This window comes from Pseudomonas sp. NPDC087614, from assembly GCF_044743485.1.
Lineage (GTDB): Bacteria > Pseudomonadota > Gammaproteobacteria > Pseudomonadales > Pseudomonadaceae > Aquipseudomonas > Aquipseudomonas baetica_A.
In genome coordinates this window covers 108897-125333 of sequence record NZ_JBIUWN010000002.1, presented here as the reverse complement: position 1 = coordinate 125333, position 16437 = coordinate 108897, and the positions used below count along the sequence as shown (strand labels likewise).

18 protein-coding genes and 1 tRNA gene are annotated in these 16437 nt (G+C 58.3%); 8 read left to right on the top strand and 11 right to left on the bottom strand.

Annotation, left to right across the window (positions count from 1 at the left end; genetic code table 11):
* The first annotated feature begins 272 nt into the window (after positions 1-272).
* Both ACIOWA_RS01410 and ACIOWA_RS01405 read left to right on the top strand, forming a co-directional pair.
* Positions 273-1457, top strand: a complete 1185-nt coding sequence (locus ACIOWA_RS01410) for a cyanate transporter (protein ID WP_401157841.1) — start codon at positions 273-275, stop codon at positions 1455-1457.
* A gap of 197 nt (positions 1458-1654) precedes the next feature.
* Positions 1655-2590 carry a LysR family transcriptional regulator gene (locus tag ACIOWA_RS01405; RefSeq protein WP_339431023.1) on the top strand — a complete coding sequence of 312 codons (936 nt, stop codon included), beginning with the start codon at positions 1655-1657 and terminating at the stop codon, positions 2588-2590.
* Between the two features lie 3 nt (positions 2591-2593).
* Here ACIOWA_RS01405 and ACIOWA_RS01400 read toward each other — a convergent pair whose 3' ends face one another.
* The 3 genes from ACIOWA_RS01400 to ACIOWA_RS01390 all read right to left on the bottom strand — a co-directional run bounded on the left by ACIOWA_RS01400 (position 2594) and on the right by ACIOWA_RS01390 (position 5237).
* Positions 2594-2959 (bottom strand): 5-carboxymethyl-2-hydroxymuconate Delta-isomerase, encoded by a 366-nt coding sequence (locus tag ACIOWA_RS01400; RefSeq protein ID WP_339431022.1) that lies wholly within the window; start codon positions 2957-2959, stop codon positions 2594-2596.
* Positions 2960-3012: 53 nt separating this feature from the next.
* Positions 3013-4221 (bottom strand): low temperature requirement protein A, encoded by a 1209-nt coding sequence (locus ACIOWA_RS01395; protein WP_339431021.1) that lies wholly within the window; start codon positions 4219-4221, stop codon positions 3013-3015.
* Positions 4222-4316: 95 nt separating this feature from the next.
* Positions 4317-5237, bottom strand: a complete 921-nt coding sequence (locus tag ACIOWA_RS01390; protein WP_221729396.1) for a LysR family transcriptional regulator — start codon at positions 5235-5237, stop codon at positions 4317-4319.
* A 341-nt stretch (positions 5238-5578) separates the two neighbouring features.
* Here ACIOWA_RS01390 and ACIOWA_RS01385 point away from each other — a divergent pair, with 341 nt between their 5' ends.
* From ACIOWA_RS01385 to ACIOWA_RS01375, 3 genes are all read left to right on the top strand, one after another.
* Positions 5579-5770, top strand: coding sequence for a DUF1508 domain-containing protein (locus ACIOWA_RS01385; RefSeq protein WP_221729401.1), 192 nt, complete (start codon positions 5579-5581; stop codon positions 5768-5770).
* Positions 5771-5921: 151 nt separating this feature from the next.
* A complete protein-coding gene (locus ACIOWA_RS01380) occupies positions 5922-6128 on the top strand; it encodes a hypothetical protein (protein ID WP_339431019.1) in 207 nt (68 codons plus the stop codon).
* Between the two features lie 292 nt (positions 6129-6420).
* Positions 6421-6600: a DUF3077 domain-containing protein gene (locus ACIOWA_RS01375; RefSeq protein ID WP_401157840.1), complete on the top strand. Its 180-nt coding sequence runs from the start codon at positions 6421-6423 to the stop codon at positions 6598-6600.
* Between the two features lie 77 nt (positions 6601-6677).
* Here the strand turns inward: ACIOWA_RS01375 and ACIOWA_RS01370 are convergent.
* From ACIOWA_RS01370 to dapA, 5 genes are all read right to left on the bottom strand, one after another.
* A tRNA-Ser gene (locus ACIOWA_RS01370) sits at positions 6678-6767 on the bottom strand.
* Positions 6768-6851: 84 nt separating this feature from the next.
* Complete coding sequence (purC, locus tag ACIOWA_RS01365; RefSeq protein ID WP_122608857.1) at positions 6852-7565, bottom strand: phosphoribosylaminoimidazolesuccinocarboxamide synthase; 714 nt, start codon at positions 7563-7565, stop codon at positions 6852-6854.
* Positions 7566-7593: 28 nt separating this feature from the next.
* A complete protein-coding gene (locus tag ACIOWA_RS01360; protein ID WP_339493638.1) occupies positions 7594-8355 on the bottom strand; it encodes an MBL fold metallo-hydrolase in 762 nt (253 codons plus the stop codon).
* Positions 8356-8359: 4 nt separating this feature from the next.
* The gene (bamC, locus tag ACIOWA_RS01355) at positions 8360-9475 is read right to left on the bottom strand and encodes an outer membrane protein assembly factor BamC (protein ID WP_339464863.1); all 1116 of its coding nucleotides are present in this window, start codon (positions 9473-9475) and stop codon (positions 8360-8362) included.
* Positions 9476-9492: 17 nt separating this feature from the next.
* Positions 9493-10371 (bottom strand): 4-hydroxy-tetrahydrodipicolinate synthase, encoded by an 879-nt coding sequence (gene dapA, locus ACIOWA_RS01350; protein ID WP_339430751.1) that lies wholly within the window; start codon positions 10369-10371, stop codon positions 9493-9495.
* 339 nt (positions 10372-10710) lie between these two features.
* On the opposite strand from dapA, the gene ACIOWA_RS01345 reads away from it, so the two are divergent.
* On the top strand, positions 10711-11271 hold the full coding sequence (locus ACIOWA_RS01345) for a glycine cleavage system protein R (RefSeq protein ID WP_016984694.1): 561 nt from the start codon (positions 10711-10713) through the stop codon (positions 11269-11271).
* A gap of 10 nt (positions 11272-11281) precedes the next feature.
* A complete protein-coding gene (locus tag ACIOWA_RS01340) occupies positions 11282-11755 on the top strand; it encodes a peroxiredoxin (protein WP_095119107.1) in 474 nt (157 codons plus the stop codon).
* A 139-nt stretch (positions 11756-11894) separates the two neighbouring features.
* Here ACIOWA_RS01340 and ACIOWA_RS01335 read toward each other — a convergent pair whose 3' ends face one another.
* A complete protein-coding gene (locus ACIOWA_RS01335; RefSeq protein ID WP_339430750.1) occupies positions 11895-12965 on the bottom strand; it encodes an AI-2E family transporter in 1071 nt (356 codons plus the stop codon).
* A 32-nt stretch (positions 12966-12997) separates the two neighbouring features.
* Positions 12998-13237: a sulfurtransferase TusA family protein gene (locus ACIOWA_RS01330; RefSeq protein ID WP_221729408.1), complete on the bottom strand. Its 240-nt coding sequence runs from the start codon at positions 13235-13237 to the stop codon at positions 12998-13000.
* Between the two features lie 99 nt (positions 13238-13336).
* On the opposite strand from ACIOWA_RS01330, the gene ACIOWA_RS01325 reads away from it, so the two are divergent.
* Positions 13337-14770 carry a M48 family metalloprotease gene (locus ACIOWA_RS01325; protein ID WP_339430749.1) on the top strand — a complete coding sequence of 478 codons (1434 nt, stop codon included), beginning with the start codon at positions 13337-13339 and terminating at the stop codon, positions 14768-14770.
* A 78-nt stretch (positions 14771-14848) separates the two neighbouring features.
* On the opposite strand, the gene ACIOWA_RS01320 is transcribed toward ACIOWA_RS01325, so the two are convergent.
* Positions 14849-16279, bottom strand: a complete 1431-nt coding sequence (locus tag ACIOWA_RS01320; protein WP_401157802.1) for a DegQ family serine endoprotease — start codon at positions 16277-16279, stop codon at positions 14849-14851.
* Positions 16280-16437: the final 158 nt, after the last annotated feature.

The following is a 16437-nucleotide window of genomic DNA, read 5'->3' as shown; positions in this document are numbered from 1 at the left end:
CTGTAGACAGGCATCCATCAATTTTTCGTGAAAAAGTCGCCAACGATTAGTTAGGGCTTGGTAATAAGTCGAAATCCGAAAAGTATTTGAGAGTGTTTCAGGCTTGCTTCAGTTTTTGGCCTGCCCCCCATCCCTGTGCAAGCGAGCATGCCCGCGCCCACGGAGGGGGATTCGCGGTTATCGAATATTTAAATACTGCAGCGGATTTTCTGGTTTGCCCGCACCGAGTGGCCACGCGCCTAATCCTCAGCCCTGATATCGAAGGCCTGACGATGGAACACATCCGCACCACTTCCCGCCCCGCCGTCGGGCTAATGCTCGCGATCATTCTGGTCGCTCTCAATCTGCGACCATCGATGGCAGCCGTCGGGCCACTGCTTTCGGCGATTCGCGGCGACATCCCGTTGAGTTTCAGCCTTGCATCGTTGCTGACCATGTTGCCGGTGACGGCCATGGGCTTGGCGATGTTTTTCGGCATCGGTATCAGTCAGCGCCTGGGTGAACAGCGTACGGTGCTGTTGTCGCTGCTGATCATTGCTCTGGCGACGCTGTCACGGCTGTTTATCGACTCGGCTGGCGAACTGATTGTCAGCGCCATGTTGGCGGGCACCGGCATCGCGTTGATTCAGGCGTTGATGCCGGCGCTGATCAAATCGCGCTTCGCCGACAACGTGGCGCTGTGCATGGGCTTGTATGTCACCTCGATCATGGGCGGCGCGGCGATTGCGGCCTCATTCGCGCCACTGGTGAGGGTACAAACCGGTAGCTGGCGCCTGGGCTTGGCCATTTGGGCGGCGCTGGCGCTGCTGGCGTTCGTGTTCTGGTGGTCGCAACGCAGGTCACTGCCAAACACCCTGACGGGGGCGGCGAGGAAAGAAGCGTTTTTCTCCAATGCTCGCGCCTGGTTACTCGCAATCTTCTTCGGTCTGGGAACAGCGTCCTACACCTGTGTGCTCGCTTGGCTGGCGCCGTACTACGTGGAAAAAGGCTGGAGCGAACAAAACGCGGGACTGTTGCTGGGTTTTCTGACCGCCATGGAGGTCATTTCCGGACTCATAGTCCCGGCTATCGCCAATCGCAGCCGTGATCGGCGCGGGGTACTGATGGCACTGCTCGGCCTGATCATCGCCGGCTTCTGCGGGCTGATCCTCAGCCCGCAACACCTCAGCCTGCTGTGGCCGTGCCTGTTGGGCCTGGGCATCGGCGGGTTGTTTCCGATGAGCCTGATCGTCGCCCTCGACCACCTCGACAACCCGAAGCGCGCCGGCGGCCTCACCGCCTTCGTGCAAGGCATTGGTTATCTGATTGCCGGCCTCTCACCATTACTGGCCGGGATGGTCCGCGATCAACTGGGCAGCTTCGAATGGGCCTGGGGGGCGCTGACGGCCATGATGGTCGTCATGCTGCTGATGGTGTTGCGTTTCGATCCCCGGCATTACCAACGACATGTCCGCTGACCGCAAACCCGCAGTAACTGAAGGCTTCTGGCCATGTTTTAGCGCTTTGTCGGGCGACGTCGTGTTGCTAAAACTTTCTGTCCCACAACTGTCCGTGAAATATCCTACAGGGCTTTCTCCTGGCACCATCGTTCCGCTAGGATCGTTCGCACACGTTTGCGCGGATTCAGCGCAAGGAGCACAGCGAGATAGAACGGATGCTGAACAGTAACTTGCTTCGAAAGCTCGACATGCAGGATCTCATGGTGTTTATCGCCGTGTATGAGCAGAACAGCGTCACCGATGTATCGGAAACACTGTTTGTCAGCCAGTCCACCGTCAGTTATTGCCTGAAAAAACTGCGCACCAGTTTCGAAGACGAACTGTTCATCAACACACGCACCGGCATGCGTCCGACCTACAAGGCCTGCACCATGTACGGCCATGTACAGAAGATTCTCGAGAGCATCAATCTGTGCCACGCCGGCGCCCCGGTGTTCGATCCAACCCAGCAAGCGGTCACCTTCAACATCTGTGCCCCGGAATACTTCGAACAACTGATCCTGCCGCGTTTATTGAAACGCTTCGACTTCAATGATTTGCCGGTGATGGTCAACATGCACAAGTTTGAAACCGATGTGCCAGCGGATGAGCTGCGCGACGGCAGCCTCGATCTTGTGATCAGCTTCGGCCCCAACTTCCACCGCAACCACGCTGACCTGAAGTCTCGGATGCTGCTGGAAGATGATTTGGTCTGCGTCTTCGACAAGCGCGCCACACCACTGGAACCGCGCCTGAGCTTGCAGGCCTTCACCGAACGCCGGCATGTGTTCCCCACACCCTGGACCTCCACCACCAACATGGTCGACGGCTGGCTCGCGCGACAGGCACAGAAACGCCAGATTGTGGCGCGCTCGAACAGCTACAGTGCTGCGTTGAAATTGATCACCGGCACCGACTTCATCCTCACTCTGCCCCGGCGTATTCAGCGTTTACTGACCAACGAAGCCGTGTTTAACCACTGCGAGGCGCCCAACGGCTTGCCGGGGTTCACGCTCGACATGCAGTGGAGCCAGAACGTCGATCAGGACAGCGCCAACGTCTGGCTCCGCGAGCAGATAATCCAGGTGTGCAGTGAGCTGGAAGCGGCCTGACGCTTACATGCCAATAGCGGTTTTACTGTAGGAATCACGGTCGATATCGAGCAGTTCAACGCACAACTGCACCTCAATGTCGGCAGGCCATTCGCAAAGTTCTTGCAACACCGTCAGCAGGCTTTGCGAAAGCTGTTTCTTGATCTCCGGCGAACGGCCGCTGAGCAGGGCCAGCTTCACATGCACGAAAGCACGCTCGCCCATGGCGGTGCCAACCTTGAAGGTTTCCACTTTCACCGCACGGCTCTTGATATCGAACTCCGCCGCGAACTGACCGGAACCCACCAAGGTGTTGTTGAGCCGGATCAAAGCGACGTCAGCGTTCAGTTGCGGCAGGTTGGCGGTGTATTCCATGTGCAGGTGTGGCATCGGGGTACTCCAGTCGGGCGGCAGAAAGGCCGTACATATAACACAGCTGCGCCCTACTCCCTTGAGGCTTTTTCTGACACCACGGGTGACGATGTCTGACGTAGCGCCAAGGTTTCCCAGGCAGCGACCACGATCACGATCGTCGTGGTCAGCGCGCCCAGTTGCAACGCTGAAAACCAGTGATTCAACGCCAATGGGAAGGACAGCATCAGCAGAACCAGCCCGGCCAGATGCGACAAAGGGGGCAGCAACCGGTCGGCCATGACCCATTTGAACAGCGCATTGCCGAGCAGAAACAACCACGGTCCAGCAATGATCGCGAGGATACCGGCGTCACTGGCGTGATCCGGGTGCACCAGCACCAGCTCATCGGCCACGGCACTGACGATCACCCCGGCAACGATCAGCACATGCAGATAGGTGTAAGCGATCCGCGCCTGGCGCCCAGGATCAGTGGAATGAGCGATGCGATGGTGCGCGCGTTCGGCACCGCTGTCGAAATACACCCACCACATGGCGATACTGCCCAGCACCGAGACGAGAAAGGCGAGCAATCCGCCCGCACTCAGCGGTAATTCGGCAAACGTCGCACCGGTCACCAGCAACGACTCACCCAGGGCAATGATCACAAACAAGCCACAGCGCTCGGCCATGTGATTGCCTTCGACGTTCCAGTCGCTCAGCGACGAACGCCCAAGGCCCGGCACCCAGAAATACAGCGACGGCGAAATCAGCTCGATCAACAAAGCCGCCGACCAGCACCACAGGCGTTGCTCTGCCTCGACAAACGCCCCGGCCATCCAGAAAACCCCGGACAGCATCAGCCAGACGAGGATGCGCTGAAAGTTGCGGGTCATGCTCAGCGATTCGCCGCGCACCGCCCAAATGGCAAACAGCGTGCGCCCGACCTGCATGAACACAAACGCTGCGGCGAACATCAAACCGCGTTCGGTGAATGCCTTGGGAATGGCCGATGAGAGCAACAAACCGGCAATCATCAGGCCAAACAACCCGAGGCGGATCGGCAGTTTTTCCGGGTCGAGCCAATTGGTGATCCAGGACGTGAAGATCCACACCCACCACACCGCGACCATCAACAACGCTACCTGCACCGCGCCGAGAATCGACAAATGAGCGAGCAGGGAATGCGACAACTGGGTTACGGCGAACACGAACACCAGATCGAAAAACAGCTCGACCATGCCAACCTTGCCACTGTCGAGACTGCCGCGCCCACGCAGCAACGTACGGGTGATGCTCATGGCACAGGTCTCCGCCGGATTCATACGTCACAGCAAAGCAGGCAGACTTCCTCCCGGCAAGTTGAACAACGCCCGTCAGGGTCGTGTCGCGCGTTTTAGAGCGGTGTCGGGGGGCGCTCACTCATCAAGGCTTCGAGCCGCGAACGCAACCAGCGCTCTGCCGGGTCGCTGTCGACGTGGCTGAGCCAGACCATCGACAGGTCGAGTGTCGGCGTCTTGAACGGGAACGGTTCCTTGAACAGCAACCCGGAGGTGGCCATGGCAGCGGCGGCGTAATCCGGCAGGCTGGCAATAAGGTCCGTGCCGGCCAACAGTGCCGGCAGCGCGCTGTATTGCGGCACCGACAGCACCACCTGACGGGTACGGCCAAGCTCTGCCAGCCACTCGTCGGCGAAACCACTGACGTTGGCGGTGTGGGACACCAGGACGTGGGGACGTGCGCAATATTCATCGAGGGTCAGCGGCGTATCGCAGGCGTCGGCACGCAGGATGCTCGGTTGAATGTGCCGCAGCAGTTTGCGTTTGGCGTTGGCCGGCAGGCCACGGGTCTGACTGATACCGACCGTGATATCGCCGGCGGCCAGCAGATCGGGGATTCGCCAATAGTCGACGTGTTGCACCACGAACACCACGTTCGGTGCTTCCTGACGCAAAGCACGCAACGCCGGCGGCAACAGGCCGAACTCGACGTCATCAGACAGGCCGATGCGGAACGTCATGGTACTGACCGCAGGATCGAAATCACGGGTCAGGCTCAATGCCACTGACAACGAATCCAGCGCCGGTTTGAGGTGACGAAAGATATCTTCAGCGCGGGCTGTCGGCTCCATGCGGTGCCCGACACGAATGAACAACGGATCGTTGAGCATCGTGCGCAAACGGTTGAGCGCCGAACTGATGGTCGGCTGACCGAGAAACAGCTTCTCCGCCGCACGGGTCACGTTGCGCTCGAGCATCAAGGTTTCGAAGACCACCATCAGGTTGATGTCAGCCTTGCGTAGTTCATTGCGATTCATTCACTGCCCCCGCTCCCCGGAATACGGGCAGTGTAGAAAGGCCTGGGGCTCGGCGTCCATCAACCTTTGCCGACCTCACTGGACCTTCTGTGTTTTCACCCTCAGCCCATGACCTGTGCGTCACCGTTCAGTCCCGTATGTCGTGGACGGGAACGTCGTTCAAATACACATTGCAGCTCTTCGCCAAGCGACCATTCTCAACGTACTAAACATGCCCCCTTCAGAAACATCCGCGAACGATTGGAAACAAATGTCCGATAGCCAAAAAACCCGTCTGCGCTAGGCTTGCGACCATGCGTCAAAAAGGCTGTCGCACAAATAAATCGCATGGAGCGAACTGAATGTATTTCGAGATTTACAGACAATCCAAAGGCACCCCGAGCACCGGCAAAGGGCAATGGCGCTGGAGGCTGCGCGCAGGCAATCACGAAACCATCGCCAGTGGTGAGTCTTATGTGAACAAGGCCGATTGTTTGCATGTAATCGAGTTGATCAAAGGAGCAACAGGGGAGACGCCGGTGAAGGAGATTTAACCGCGAGAGTGAATGAGCGACTGCGTCCTACAACCTTTTCCTTTTTTGTTCGAACGACTGGCGGGCCGTCTTTACGTCCCTACGCTCAGTGACGTATGGGGCCATCCGGCCCTGTTTCTCCACATCATTTGAACCCAAAAGGAGCCGCACAATGGCTAGAGACAAAGCGAAAGACGACAAGTACTTCAACTGCACCCAAGAACATGAGGCCGACTACGTCGCCAGCCTCTACCCGCACGCCAAAGAAGAAGTCAAAACCTTCCTGGCTTCGGCATGCCAGGACAACACGCTGCATAACTCAACGCACAAGGAAGTTTATGAGCTGATCAAACAGGAGCTAGGGCACTCGCTGTCGTGAGTGGCTGAGTGCGGGGAGCGGTAGCTCCTGCAAAAATGAAAAGGCCCCACAGGTTTGATCCTGTGAGGCCTTTCCATGTTCGGTGAAGTAACTCGTCGGCAGAATGCGGCAGCTCCGGAATCGAGGGAGTTGAACGATACAAACAAGTAACCTGTTAAGCCCGCTTCGCCTGCACCGCGATACAAGCCTTCTCTCATCACACGTCTCTATGTACGGAGGCGCAAAATGACCGAAACCCCAGAAGAAAAAACCATCGGATTCGCCCCATCCATCTACGGCTCAGGGCAACGCACTGTTCCACGTCAGCGCCAGCGTCCCCGTCAGCGAAACGCTGTCGCAAGTTTCCGATTTGCCAGGCCTCGCCAAATTCTTCGCAGAAGACGCAGCTACCGTTATGCTTGGGTGCGTATACCTGACTGCGATGGGTAAAGCGGTGATTGACGATGTGAAAACACTCAAAGCCGGAAAATAGCGGTTGGCCGACCTCACTATTCGCCCAGAAACGAAAAAGCCCCGTAGATTCTCATCTACGGGGCTTCTTCTATGTAATGGCGGAGAGATAGGGATTCGAACCCTAGGTACCGGTGAAGGTACAACGGATTTCGAATCCGTCCCATTCGGCCACTCTGGCATCTCTCCAACGGCGCGCATCATAACAACACTTTCGCTAGTTGCGAACCCCCCAAGCGAAATTTTTTCCGTGCTATCAGATGCTTGCGTCGATTAAAGCGGTACGCCCAGACGATTGGCGACTTCTTCGTAGGCTTCGATGACGTCACCGAGGCCTTGGCGGAAGCGGTCTTTGTCCATCTTCTTCTTGGTGTCCTTGTCCCACAGACGGCAGCCGTCCGGGCTGAACTCGTCACCCAGGACGATGGAGCCGTCGCTGAACACGCCGAATTCAAGCTTGAAGTCGACCAGCAGCAGGCCGGCGTCGTCAAACAGCTTGGTCAGCACTTCGTTGACCTTGAGCGACAGTTCTTTCATGCGAACCAGTTGCTCGGCGGTGCCCCAGCCGAATGCGACAACGTGGGATTCGTTGATGAACGGGTCGCCCTTGGCGTCGTCCTTCAGGAACAGTTCGAAGGTGTAAGGGTTGAGCTTCAGGCCCTCTTCGACGCCCAAGCGCTTGACCAGGCTACCGGCGGCGTAGTTACGCACGACGCACTCGACCGGGATCATGTCGAGCTTCTTCACCAGGCATTCGTTGTCGCCCAGCAGTTTGTCGAATTGGGTCGGTACGCCGGCCGCTTCGAGCTTTTGCATGATGAAGGCGTTGAACTTGTTGTTCACCATGCCTTTGCGGTCGAGCTGCTCGATACGCTTGCCGTCGAACGCCGAGGTGTCGTTGCGAAACAGCAGGATCAAGCGGTCAGCGTCGTCGGTCTTGTAAACCGATTTGGCTTTGCCGCGGTAGAGTTCTTCACGTTTTTCCATGATGGGCTCCGCTTGCTAAGTAGGTGGGCTAGGCGATGTGGCGCCAGTCGAGCCCTGAATCTTGATCGGCCAGTTGCAGCCAGTCCGGGTCGCACCCGAGGGTGTCGACAAAACATTGCCGGGCCAGCTGCGGCAAATTGTTCTTGCTGCTCAGATGGGCCAGAACCAGGTGTTGCAAACCCTGCCAGCCCAACTCGGACACCAGGAATGCCGCCTGGTGGTTGTTCAAATGTCCCAGCTCGCCGCCCACCCGTTGCTTGAGAAAGTACGGGTAGTGACCACGAGCCAGCATATCGCGGCAATGATTGGACTCGATCATCAACGCATCGAGATCCCGATAACCGTCAAGCACCCGCTCGCAGTAGGAACCCAGGTCAGTCAGCAGGCCGAAGCGCCGCTGCTCGTGATCACTGAAGACATACTGGGTCGGTTCCTGCGCATCATGGGCCACGGCAATGACCTTGATGTTCAGTGCACCGATCTGCAGTTGCTCGCCGCCGGCCAGAAAGCCTGCGGGTTCAATCGGTTTGCGCATCCCGCGCAGTGTGCCGCGACTGAGGTAGACCGGTAGATTGTAGCGCCGAGACAGCAAACCCACGCCATGCACGTGGTCGGCATGTTCGTGGGTTACGAGTATCGCGCTCAGTTGCGCCGGGTTCACACCCAGGCGCAACAGGCGTTTTTCGGTTTCCCGCAGGGAAAAACCACAATCCACCAGCACATACGTATCAGCACTGGCGATCAGCGTGCCGTTCCCTTGGCTACCGCTGCCGAGAACGGCAAAACGCATGTGATCAGCCCAGATTGTCCTGAATCACGCTCAACACTTTGCGCGCTACGTCAGCCGGTGCGACGGTGTTGATGTTTTTCTCGACGGTGACCTGGATGTTCTCGCCAACCTTGCTCAGGCGAACCTGATAACGCTCGGCACGGGCTTCAATTTCTTCCTTGCTCGGCGCACTGCCAAACAGGCTGCTGAAGAAACCAGGCTTGTCGTCTTTCTTCTCGGCTTTTTCGGCCAGGTTGATGTAGTACAGGCCCAGGCTGCGGTTGATGTCTTCAACACGCCATTCGCCCTGCTCCAGCGCACGGCCAACGCTGGCCCATGCACGGTTCAGATCGGTACCGACGTTCAACACCGGGTTACCGCTGCCATCTTCGCTGAGGCTGACGCGGCTTGGCGTATCGAAATCACGCGAAGCGAGCATCGACACCGAACCGCCCTTTTCGGCAGTACGGCTCATGCTCGCGAGCATGTCGTCAACCAGCGCTGCGTCCAGGCCAGTGTTGACCGAACGATTGGTGAAGGCTACGTCTGCAGTACTGCCGGCAGGCCGCTCGGCACTGACCACATAGATTTCACTGGTATTGCGCTGCACACCCGGCTCGACACGCACACGAACGCGGGTTTCGCTGTCGGCGCCGACGCCCGCTGCGCTCAGGCGCTTGGCCATGGCAGCGGACAGTTCATCGGAGTGCTGCCAGGTGGTGGTGAATTCGCCCGTTTGCGGGCGCTGTTCATCCAGACGGAAACCGTTGTCCTCGAAGAACTGCACGGCCACTGGCCAGACTTCGGCCGGTGGATGCTGCCCCATGACCCAACGCGAATCGCCGCTTTTCTGCAGCGAATAATCGCTGGCATCGGCGATGGCCGACAACGGCTGAGGACGCGGAACAACGTACTCACCCTTGGCGGTATCGTCAGCGACGTTGCGCGGGATCGGCAGCAGCGGATCCAGACGTTTGGAGGTGCTGACATCCGATGGCAGTTGCATCGGTGCAGTCTGTTGCGCTTGCAGGTAATCGCTACCACGGTCGCGGAAATAACCTTCCGGCCCCCAGACCCATCCGCAGCCGCTGGTGCTGGAGATAATCAAGGCAAGTGCGGAAAGTCCGGCCATTCGCTTCATGCGTTGTACTTCCTCAATTAAACCAGGACGCTGCACTGGCGCAGGGCCGTGCGAAGCGTTTCATGACAAGGTGCGCTCAGCCACGTCAGCGGCAGGCGGATGCCTTCGTGCATCAGGCCCATTTCAACCAAAGCCCACTTCACCGGAATCGGGTTGGCTTCGATGAACAGGTCTTTGTGCAGAGGCATCAGTTTTTCGTTGATGGCCCGTGCGGTATCGGCGTCGCCTTTGAGCGCGGCCTCGCACAGATCCGCCATTTCGCGTGGAGCGACATTGGCGGTAACAGAGATATTGCCTTTGCCACCCAGCAGGATCAGCTCGACCGCGGTCGGATCATCGCCCGACAGCACGATGAAGTCCTTGCTCACGCCATCAATGATCGCTTTGGCACGCGTCAGGTCGCCGGTGGCTTCCTTGATGCCGATGATGTTAGGCACGGTGGACAGGCGAATCACGGTCTCGGCCTGCATGTCGCAAGACGTGCGGCCAGGCACGTTGTAGAGAATCTGCGGGATGTCGACCGCTTCAGCGATGTGCTTGAAGTGCTGGTACAGACCTTCCTGAGTCGGCTTGTTGTAATACGGGACGACCAGCAGGCAGGCATCGGCGCCGGCGGCTTTGGCGTTGCGGGTCAGTTCGACGGCTTCACGGGTCGAGTTGGCGCCGGTACCGGCGATGACCGGAATGCGGCCGGCAACCTGTTTGACCACGGCTTTGATCACGGCGATGTGTTCTTCTACATCAAGGGTTGCCGACTCGCCGGTAGTACCGACCGCGACAATGGCATGGGTGCCGTTCTTGAGGTGGAAGTCCACGAGTTTGCTGAGGCTGTCCCAGTCCAGACGCCCTTGTGCATCCATGGGAGTGACCAGTGCCACCATACTGCCCGCAATCATGAAACCGCTCCTGCCGGAAAAAGAGAGCGGTAATGGTACTGGCGCCAAGATGCTTGCACAAGCGAAGTACTGCGCTGCCGCCATTCCCCTTGGCGCCGCTTTTCGCTACCCTTCAGACTTTGATCGGTACAGATCAGCTTGTACGCCGGGTTACAGCCTCCCTTTTCGGCCTCCCAAACCCCGTTCCTGCGTCGCATCGACGCGCTCCCGCTATAGTGGAGCGAGCCGCGAGTGCTTTGCCGGGGCTTTTTGAACGGACAGCCTGAATGGGCACACAGGCAATTCCCGACGGCCAACGACCGTAAACCTACCGACCGCTCATCGCTTTAGGAATGCTGCATGTCCACCCCCACAGTTCGCGAACAATTCCTTGTCATCAGTGCCCTCGGCGCCAACCCCATGGAGCTGACTAACGTCCTGTGCCGCGCCAGCCATGAAAATCGCTGCGCCGTGGTTACTTCACGCCTGACCCGCCACGGCGAGTGCAGCGCGCTGATCCTTGAGATCTCTGGCAGTTGGGACGCCCTCGCGCGTCTGGAAGGCAGCCTGTCGGGCCTCGCCAAGAAGCACGCTTTCACCGTCAACGTGGTGCGTAGCGCGGCGCTGGAAAATCGCCCGCAGGCACTGCCGTATGTGGCTTACGTCAGCTCGGCGTATCGCCCGGACATCATCAATGAGTTGTGCCAGTTCTTCATGGATCACAACGTCGAACTGGAAAACCTGACGTGCGACACGTATCAGGCGCCACAGACGGGCGGCACCATGCTCAACGCGACATTCACCGTAACCCTGCCGGCCGGCACCCAGATCAGTTGGCTGCGTGACCAGTTCCTGGATTTCGCCGACGCGATGAACCTCGACGCGCTGATCGAGCCTTGGCGCCCACAAAACCCAATGTAAGGAAGCTTTCATGGCCGTTGTCATCGACCAACCGGTAGCGGATTTCGAAGCACCTGCCACCAGCGGGCAAACCGTCAGCCTCTCTGCCCTGAAGGGCAAGCAAGTGGTGATCTACTTCTATCCGAAGGACAGCACCCCGGGCTGCACCACCGAAGGCCAGGGCTTTCGAGATCAGTACGCGGCATTCAAGGCTGCCAACACGGAAATCTTCGGCATTTCCCGCGACAGCCTGAAGTCCCACGAGAACTTCAAGTGCAAGCAGGAATTTCCGTTCGAGCTGATCAGCGACAAGGACGAAGCCGTCTGCCAACTGTTCGACGTGATCAAGCTGAAGAAGCTGTACGGTAAGGAATACCTGGGCGTTGATCGCAGCACGTTCCTCATTGACAAGGACGGTGTACTGCGTCAGGAATGGCGCGGCGTGAAAGTGCCGGGGCATGTGGATGCGGTGCTGGCGGCGGCTCAGGATCTGAACAAGGCCTGATGTTGTTGCGTCGTTTTCACTGACGCCTTCGCAAGCAAGCCCGCTCCCACACTGGATCTGTGAACGCCACGGTTCCTATGTGGGAGCGGGCTTGCTCGCGAATGGGCCTCAAGCCGCACCGAACAATACGGATCAGCCACTAAAGCAATGGCGCCACCGCTGGCTCCTTGCGCGGCCACGCATCCAGCACTGCCTTGAACAGCGTCGCCAGGGGAATCGCAAAGAACACGCCCCAAAACCCCCACAACCCGCCAAACAAAAGCACCGCGCAAATGATTGCCACCGGGTGCAGATTGACCGCCTCGGAAAACAGCAACGGCACCAGCACATTGCCGTCCAGTGTCTGGATGATCCCGTAAGCAGCCATCAAATAGATGAACTGATCGCTCCAGCCCCACTGGAACAACGCAATCAGCAGCACGGGCACCGTCACCACCACCGCTCCGACATACGGCACCACCACCGAAACCCCGACCAGCAAGGCCAGCAGCGCCGCATAGTTGAGGCCCAGCGCGACAAAAGCGATGTAGGTCACGCCGCCGCAAATCACAATCTCGATGACTTTGCCGCGAATGTAATTGGCGATCTGGCGGTTCATCTCCTGCGTGACACGGGTGATCAGCGCCCGTTCGCGGGGCAGATAGCCGCGTACCCACTCGCCGATCATTGCCCGATCCTTGAGAAAGAAGAACACCAGGATCGGCACCAAGACCAGGTAGATCATGATGTTCACCAACAGTGGCAAACTCGACAGCGAGAACGTCAGCGCCAACTGGCCGAATTTGCCAATCTCGCCGCGCGCCACTTCGATGGCCTGCAACACTTGCTCGTCGGACACCAGATGCGGATAGCGCTCCGGCAGCAACAAAAGCAGCGATTGCCATTTGGCAAGCATGCCCGGCAGCTCGTTGAACAGCGTGATCAACTGATGCCACAGCAGCGGCAACACCACGACGATGAAGAGCATCAAGACGCCCATGAACAGCGCAAACACCAACGCCACCGCAGCACCGCCCGGCATGCGCAGACGCTCCAGCGTGACCACCAGGCCCTGCATCAGATACGCCAGCACCATCCCCGCCAATACAGGCGCAAGCATGCCGCCGAGGGTGAGCACCGCAGTAAAGGCCAGCACCAGCAGCACCGCCAACACCACAGCCTCTTCGTCGGAGAAGTAGCGCTGAATCCAGTCGCGTAACACTTTGAACATCAATAATCCTTAGGTCTTTTACGCTGTCAGGTTCAGGCCTTTTTCAACCAGTAACGATAGACGCCCGATTCGTCTTCTTCACGCAGCAGCGTATGACCGGCCAATTTGGCAAAGGTGCGGAAATCGCGCTGCGAGCCCGCATCCGTGGCGATCACCTTGAGCACCGCACCGCTGGACAACTTGTTCAGTTCCATTTTTGCCTTGAGCAACGGCAACGGACAATTCAGGCCGCTGGCGTCCAGTTCCACATCATGGGCTACAGCGTCAGTCATTGCTTCACTCCGGATCAGGTCAGTCGAGCGGCCTAGAATATCTGGTCGCAGGCCTGGTGTCCGGCTACAGTAAGGTCTTTGTCTTCTAAGGCTTTGTGCATGACTTTTCTGCGCCCTACCCTGCTGACGCTCGCTTGCCTGCTCGCCTCACCGGGCTTTGCCGACGATCTGCCGTCACTCGGCGACGCCAGCTCTGCCATTGTCTCGCCACAACAGGAATACCAGCTCGGTCGCGCCTGGCTGGCCATGTTGCGCAGTCAGGTTTCACAACTCAACGATCCACAGCTCAAGGACTACGTCGAATCGAGCGTTTACAAGCTGGTGGAGACTAGCCAGGTTACTGACCGGCGCCTTGAATTCATCCTGATCAACAGCCCGCAGCTCAACGCTTTTGCGGCACCGGGCGGCGTGGTCGGGGTCAACGGTGGACTGTTCCTCAATGCGCAGACCGAGGGCGAATACGCGTCGGTACTGGCGCACGAACTGGCTCACTTGTCACAACGCCACTTCGCCCGCGGTGTCGAGGCGTCACAGCGGATGCAAGTGCCAATGATGGCCGCGCTGCTGGCCGGGATCGTGATTGCCGCGGCCGGTGGCGGTGACGCTGGTATTGCAACCATCGCGGGCACTCAGGCTGCTGCGATTCAGTCGCAACGGACCTTCTCCCGCCAGAACGAACAGGAAGCCGACCGTATCGGCATCCTCAATCTGGAGAAGGCCGGGTACGATCCGCGCTCGATGCCGAACATGTTCGAGCGCTTGATGCGCCAGTATCGTTTCGATGCCAAGCCACCGGAATTCCTGTTGACTCACCCGGTTACCGAATCGCGGATCGCCGACACCCGCAACCGCGCCGAACAGGCCAAGCCCGGCGGCATCGAAGACTCCATGCGCTATCAGTTGATTCGCGCCCGCGTCCAACTGATCTACGAGGGAACCCCGGGGTTGGGTGCCAAGCGCTTTCGCGCGCAACTGGACGAAAACCCGAAAAACGATGTGGCGCGCTATGGTCTGGCGATCGCGCAGATAAAGGGTGGCCAGTTGAATGAAGCCCGGGAGAACCTCAAGCAATTGCTGGCCAAGTCGCCAAACGAGATCATCTACAACCTTGCTCAGGTCGACCTGGACATCACCAACAATCGCCTGCCCGATGCACAGTCGCGGGTTGACCGCATGCTCACGCAGTATCCGGGCAACTATCCGCTGAACCAGGTTCGTGTCGACCTGCTGCTCAAACAGAATCGCGCCGCCGATGCCGAAAAGGCGCTGGAAGGCTTGCTCAAATCACGCCCGAATGATCCGGACGTCTGGTATCAGGTTGCCGAAACCCGTGGTTTGTCAGGCAATATCATCGGCCTGCACCAAGCACGCGCCGAGTACTTCGCGCTGGTCGGCGATTACCGTCAGGCGATCCAGCAGCTCGATTTTGCCAAACGCAAGGCGGGCAGCAACTTCCCGCTGTCCGCGCGCATTGACGCACGCCAACGCGAGTTGTTGGAGCAGGAACGCATGGTCAAGGACATGATGGGCTGAGTCATACCATCGATATAAAAGCTTCAGGTATAAAAAAACCGCCTCTTTCGAGGCGGTTTTTTTTAACCGTCAGCCTGCTTATTCAGCCAGTTTGAAGGTAATGAAGCTCGCGCGACCTTGGCGCAGAACACGCATCGACACCGAGCGATTCTTCGGCAGCGCCTTGGCGATCTCGGCGAACTCCTTGGTGGAGCCGATGGCCTGGTTGTTCAGGTGGGTGATGACATCACCTGGTTGCAGACCGATCAACGCCGCAGGACCGTCCTGCACTTCCTTGATGACCACCCCCCCTTTGAGGTCGTACGCCTTCTTCTGCTCAGCAGTCAGCTCGCCCACCGACACACCGAGGCGGTTGCTGCTCGTTTCGGTTCCGGACTTCGGCAGAACATCCAGTTCTTTGTCTTCGTCAGGAATGGCACCGACTGTCAGTTCGACATTCTTGCGCTTCCCGTCACGGATCACTTCCAGATTGGCCTTGGTACCCGCTTTCAGTGCACCAACCAGATGCGGCAGGTCAGCGGACATGACAATCGGTTGACCATTCATGCTCAGGATCACGTCGCCCACTTGCAGACCGCCCTTGGCCGCCGGACCATCATCCTGGATCTGTGCAACCAGCGCACCGGCCGGTTTATCAAGACCAAACGACTCGGCCAGATCCTTGTTCACTTCTTGAATGACCACGCCCAGCCAGCCACGGCTGACCTTGCCACCGCTCTTCAACTGGTTCGACACATCCATTGCCACATCGATAGGGATCGCGAACGACACACCCATGAAGCCGCCGGAACGGGTGTAGATCTGCGAGTTGATCCCGACCACTTCACCGTTCAGGTTGAACAGTGGGCCACCGGAATTGCCCGGGTTGATCGGCACGTCGGTCTGAATGAACGGCACGTAGTTCTCGTTCGGCAGACTACGACCCACGGCGCTGACGATGCCTTGGGTCACCGTATGGTCAAAGCCGAAAGGCGATCCGATTGCCACCACCCATTGGCCAGCTTTCAAATCCTGGGACTTGCCAAGCTTGAGCACCGGCAGATCCTTGCCTTCGATTTTCAGCAAAGCCACATCGGAGCGCGGATCAGTGCCGACCAGCTTGGCTTTCATTTCGCTGCGATCAGCCAGGCGTACGAGAATTTCGTCAGCATCGGCAATCACGTGGTTGTTGGTCAGGATGTAGCCATCCGGAGAGATGATGAACCCCGAACCCAGCGATTGCGCTTCACGCTGGCGTCCGCCGCCAGGCGAACGCTGCTGAGGCGGCATCCCGCGTTCGAAGAACTCGCGCAGCATCGGTGGCAGGCCTTCGAGATCGGGCATCTGCTGGTTCACTTTGCGATCCGGCAATTTCTGCGTGGTACTGATGTTCACCACTGCCGGCGAAGCTTGTTCGACCAGTTGCGTAAAGTCAGGCAGATCGGCTGCTTGCGCAGCAGGTACGGCCTGACCGAGCAACAGCACGGTGGCGAAAATGGAGAGATAAGACTTCAAGCTAGGTATCGACATACAGCTCCCGTTACGACGAGCAGGTTTAAGCGATATGGAACAAGGAACACCGGAAACCACACACCGGTATTTTTCTTCCAGGAAAAACAAACAAGGCCAGAGCCGTGAGGCTCTGACCTATAAAAAATTTCCGGGTGATTTGCAAATGAAAATACTCA

Excerpts from the sequence above, each read along its gene's own strand:
- ACIOWA_RS01410 (WP_401157841.1), top strand. The coding sequence starts at position 273 with ATGGAACACATCCGCACCACTTCCCGCCCCGCCGTCGGGCTAATGCTC.
- ACIOWA_RS01405 (WP_339431023.1), top strand. The coding sequence starts at position 1,655 with ATGCTGAACAGTAACTTGCTTCGAAAGCTCGACATGCAGGATCTCATG.
- ACIOWA_RS01400 (WP_339431022.1), bottom strand. The coding sequence starts at position 2,959 with ATGCCACACCTGCACATGGAATACACCGCCAACCTGCCGCAACTGAAC.
- ACIOWA_RS01395 (WP_339431021.1), bottom strand. The coding sequence starts at position 4,221 with ATGAGCATCACCCGTACGTTGCTGCGTGGGCGCGGCAGTCTCGACAGT.
- ACIOWA_RS01390 (WP_221729396.1), bottom strand. The coding sequence starts at position 5,237 with ATGAATCGCAATGAACTACGCAAGGCTGACATCAACCTGATGGTGGTC.
- ACIOWA_RS01385 (WP_221729401.1), top strand. The coding sequence starts at position 5,579 with ATGTATTTCGAGATTTACAGACAATCCAAAGGCACCCCGAGCACCGGC.
- ACIOWA_RS01380 (WP_339431019.1), top strand. The coding sequence starts at position 5,922 with ATGGCTAGAGACAAAGCGAAAGACGACAAGTACTTCAACTGCACCCAA.
- purC (WP_122608857.1), bottom strand. The coding sequence starts at position 7,565 with ATGGAAAAACGTGAAGAACTCTACCGCGGCAAAGCCAAATCGGTTTAC.
- ACIOWA_RS01360 (WP_339493638.1), bottom strand. The coding sequence starts at position 8,355 with ATGCGTTTTGCCGTTCTCGGCAGCGGTAGCCAAGGGAACGGCACGCTG.
- bamC (WP_339464863.1), bottom strand. The coding sequence starts at position 9,475 with ATGAAGCGAATGGCCGGACTTTCCGCACTTGCCTTGATTATCTCCAGC.
- dapA (WP_339430751.1), bottom strand. The coding sequence starts at position 10,371 with ATGATTGCGGGCAGTATGGTGGCACTGGTCACTCCCATGGATGCACAA.
- ACIOWA_RS01345 (WP_016984694.1), top strand. The coding sequence starts at position 10,711 with ATGTCCACCCCCACAGTTCGCGAACAATTCCTTGTCATCAGTGCCCTC.
- ACIOWA_RS01340 (WP_095119107.1), top strand. The coding sequence starts at position 11,282 with ATGGCCGTTGTCATCGACCAACCGGTAGCGGATTTCGAAGCACCTGCC.
- ACIOWA_RS01335 (WP_339430750.1), bottom strand. The coding sequence starts at position 12,965 with ATGTTCAAAGTGTTACGCGACTGGATTCAGCGCTACTTCTCCGACGAA.
- ACIOWA_RS01330 (WP_221729408.1), bottom strand. The coding sequence starts at position 13,237 with ATGACTGACGCTGTAGCCCATGATGTGGAACTGGACGCCAGCGGCCTG.
- ACIOWA_RS01325 (WP_339430749.1), top strand. The coding sequence starts at position 13,337 with ATGACTTTTCTGCGCCCTACCCTGCTGACGCTCGCTTGCCTGCTCGCC.
- ACIOWA_RS01320 (WP_401157802.1), bottom strand. The coding sequence starts at position 16,279 with ATGTCGATACCTAGCTTGAAGTCTTATCTCTCCATTTTCGCCACCGTG.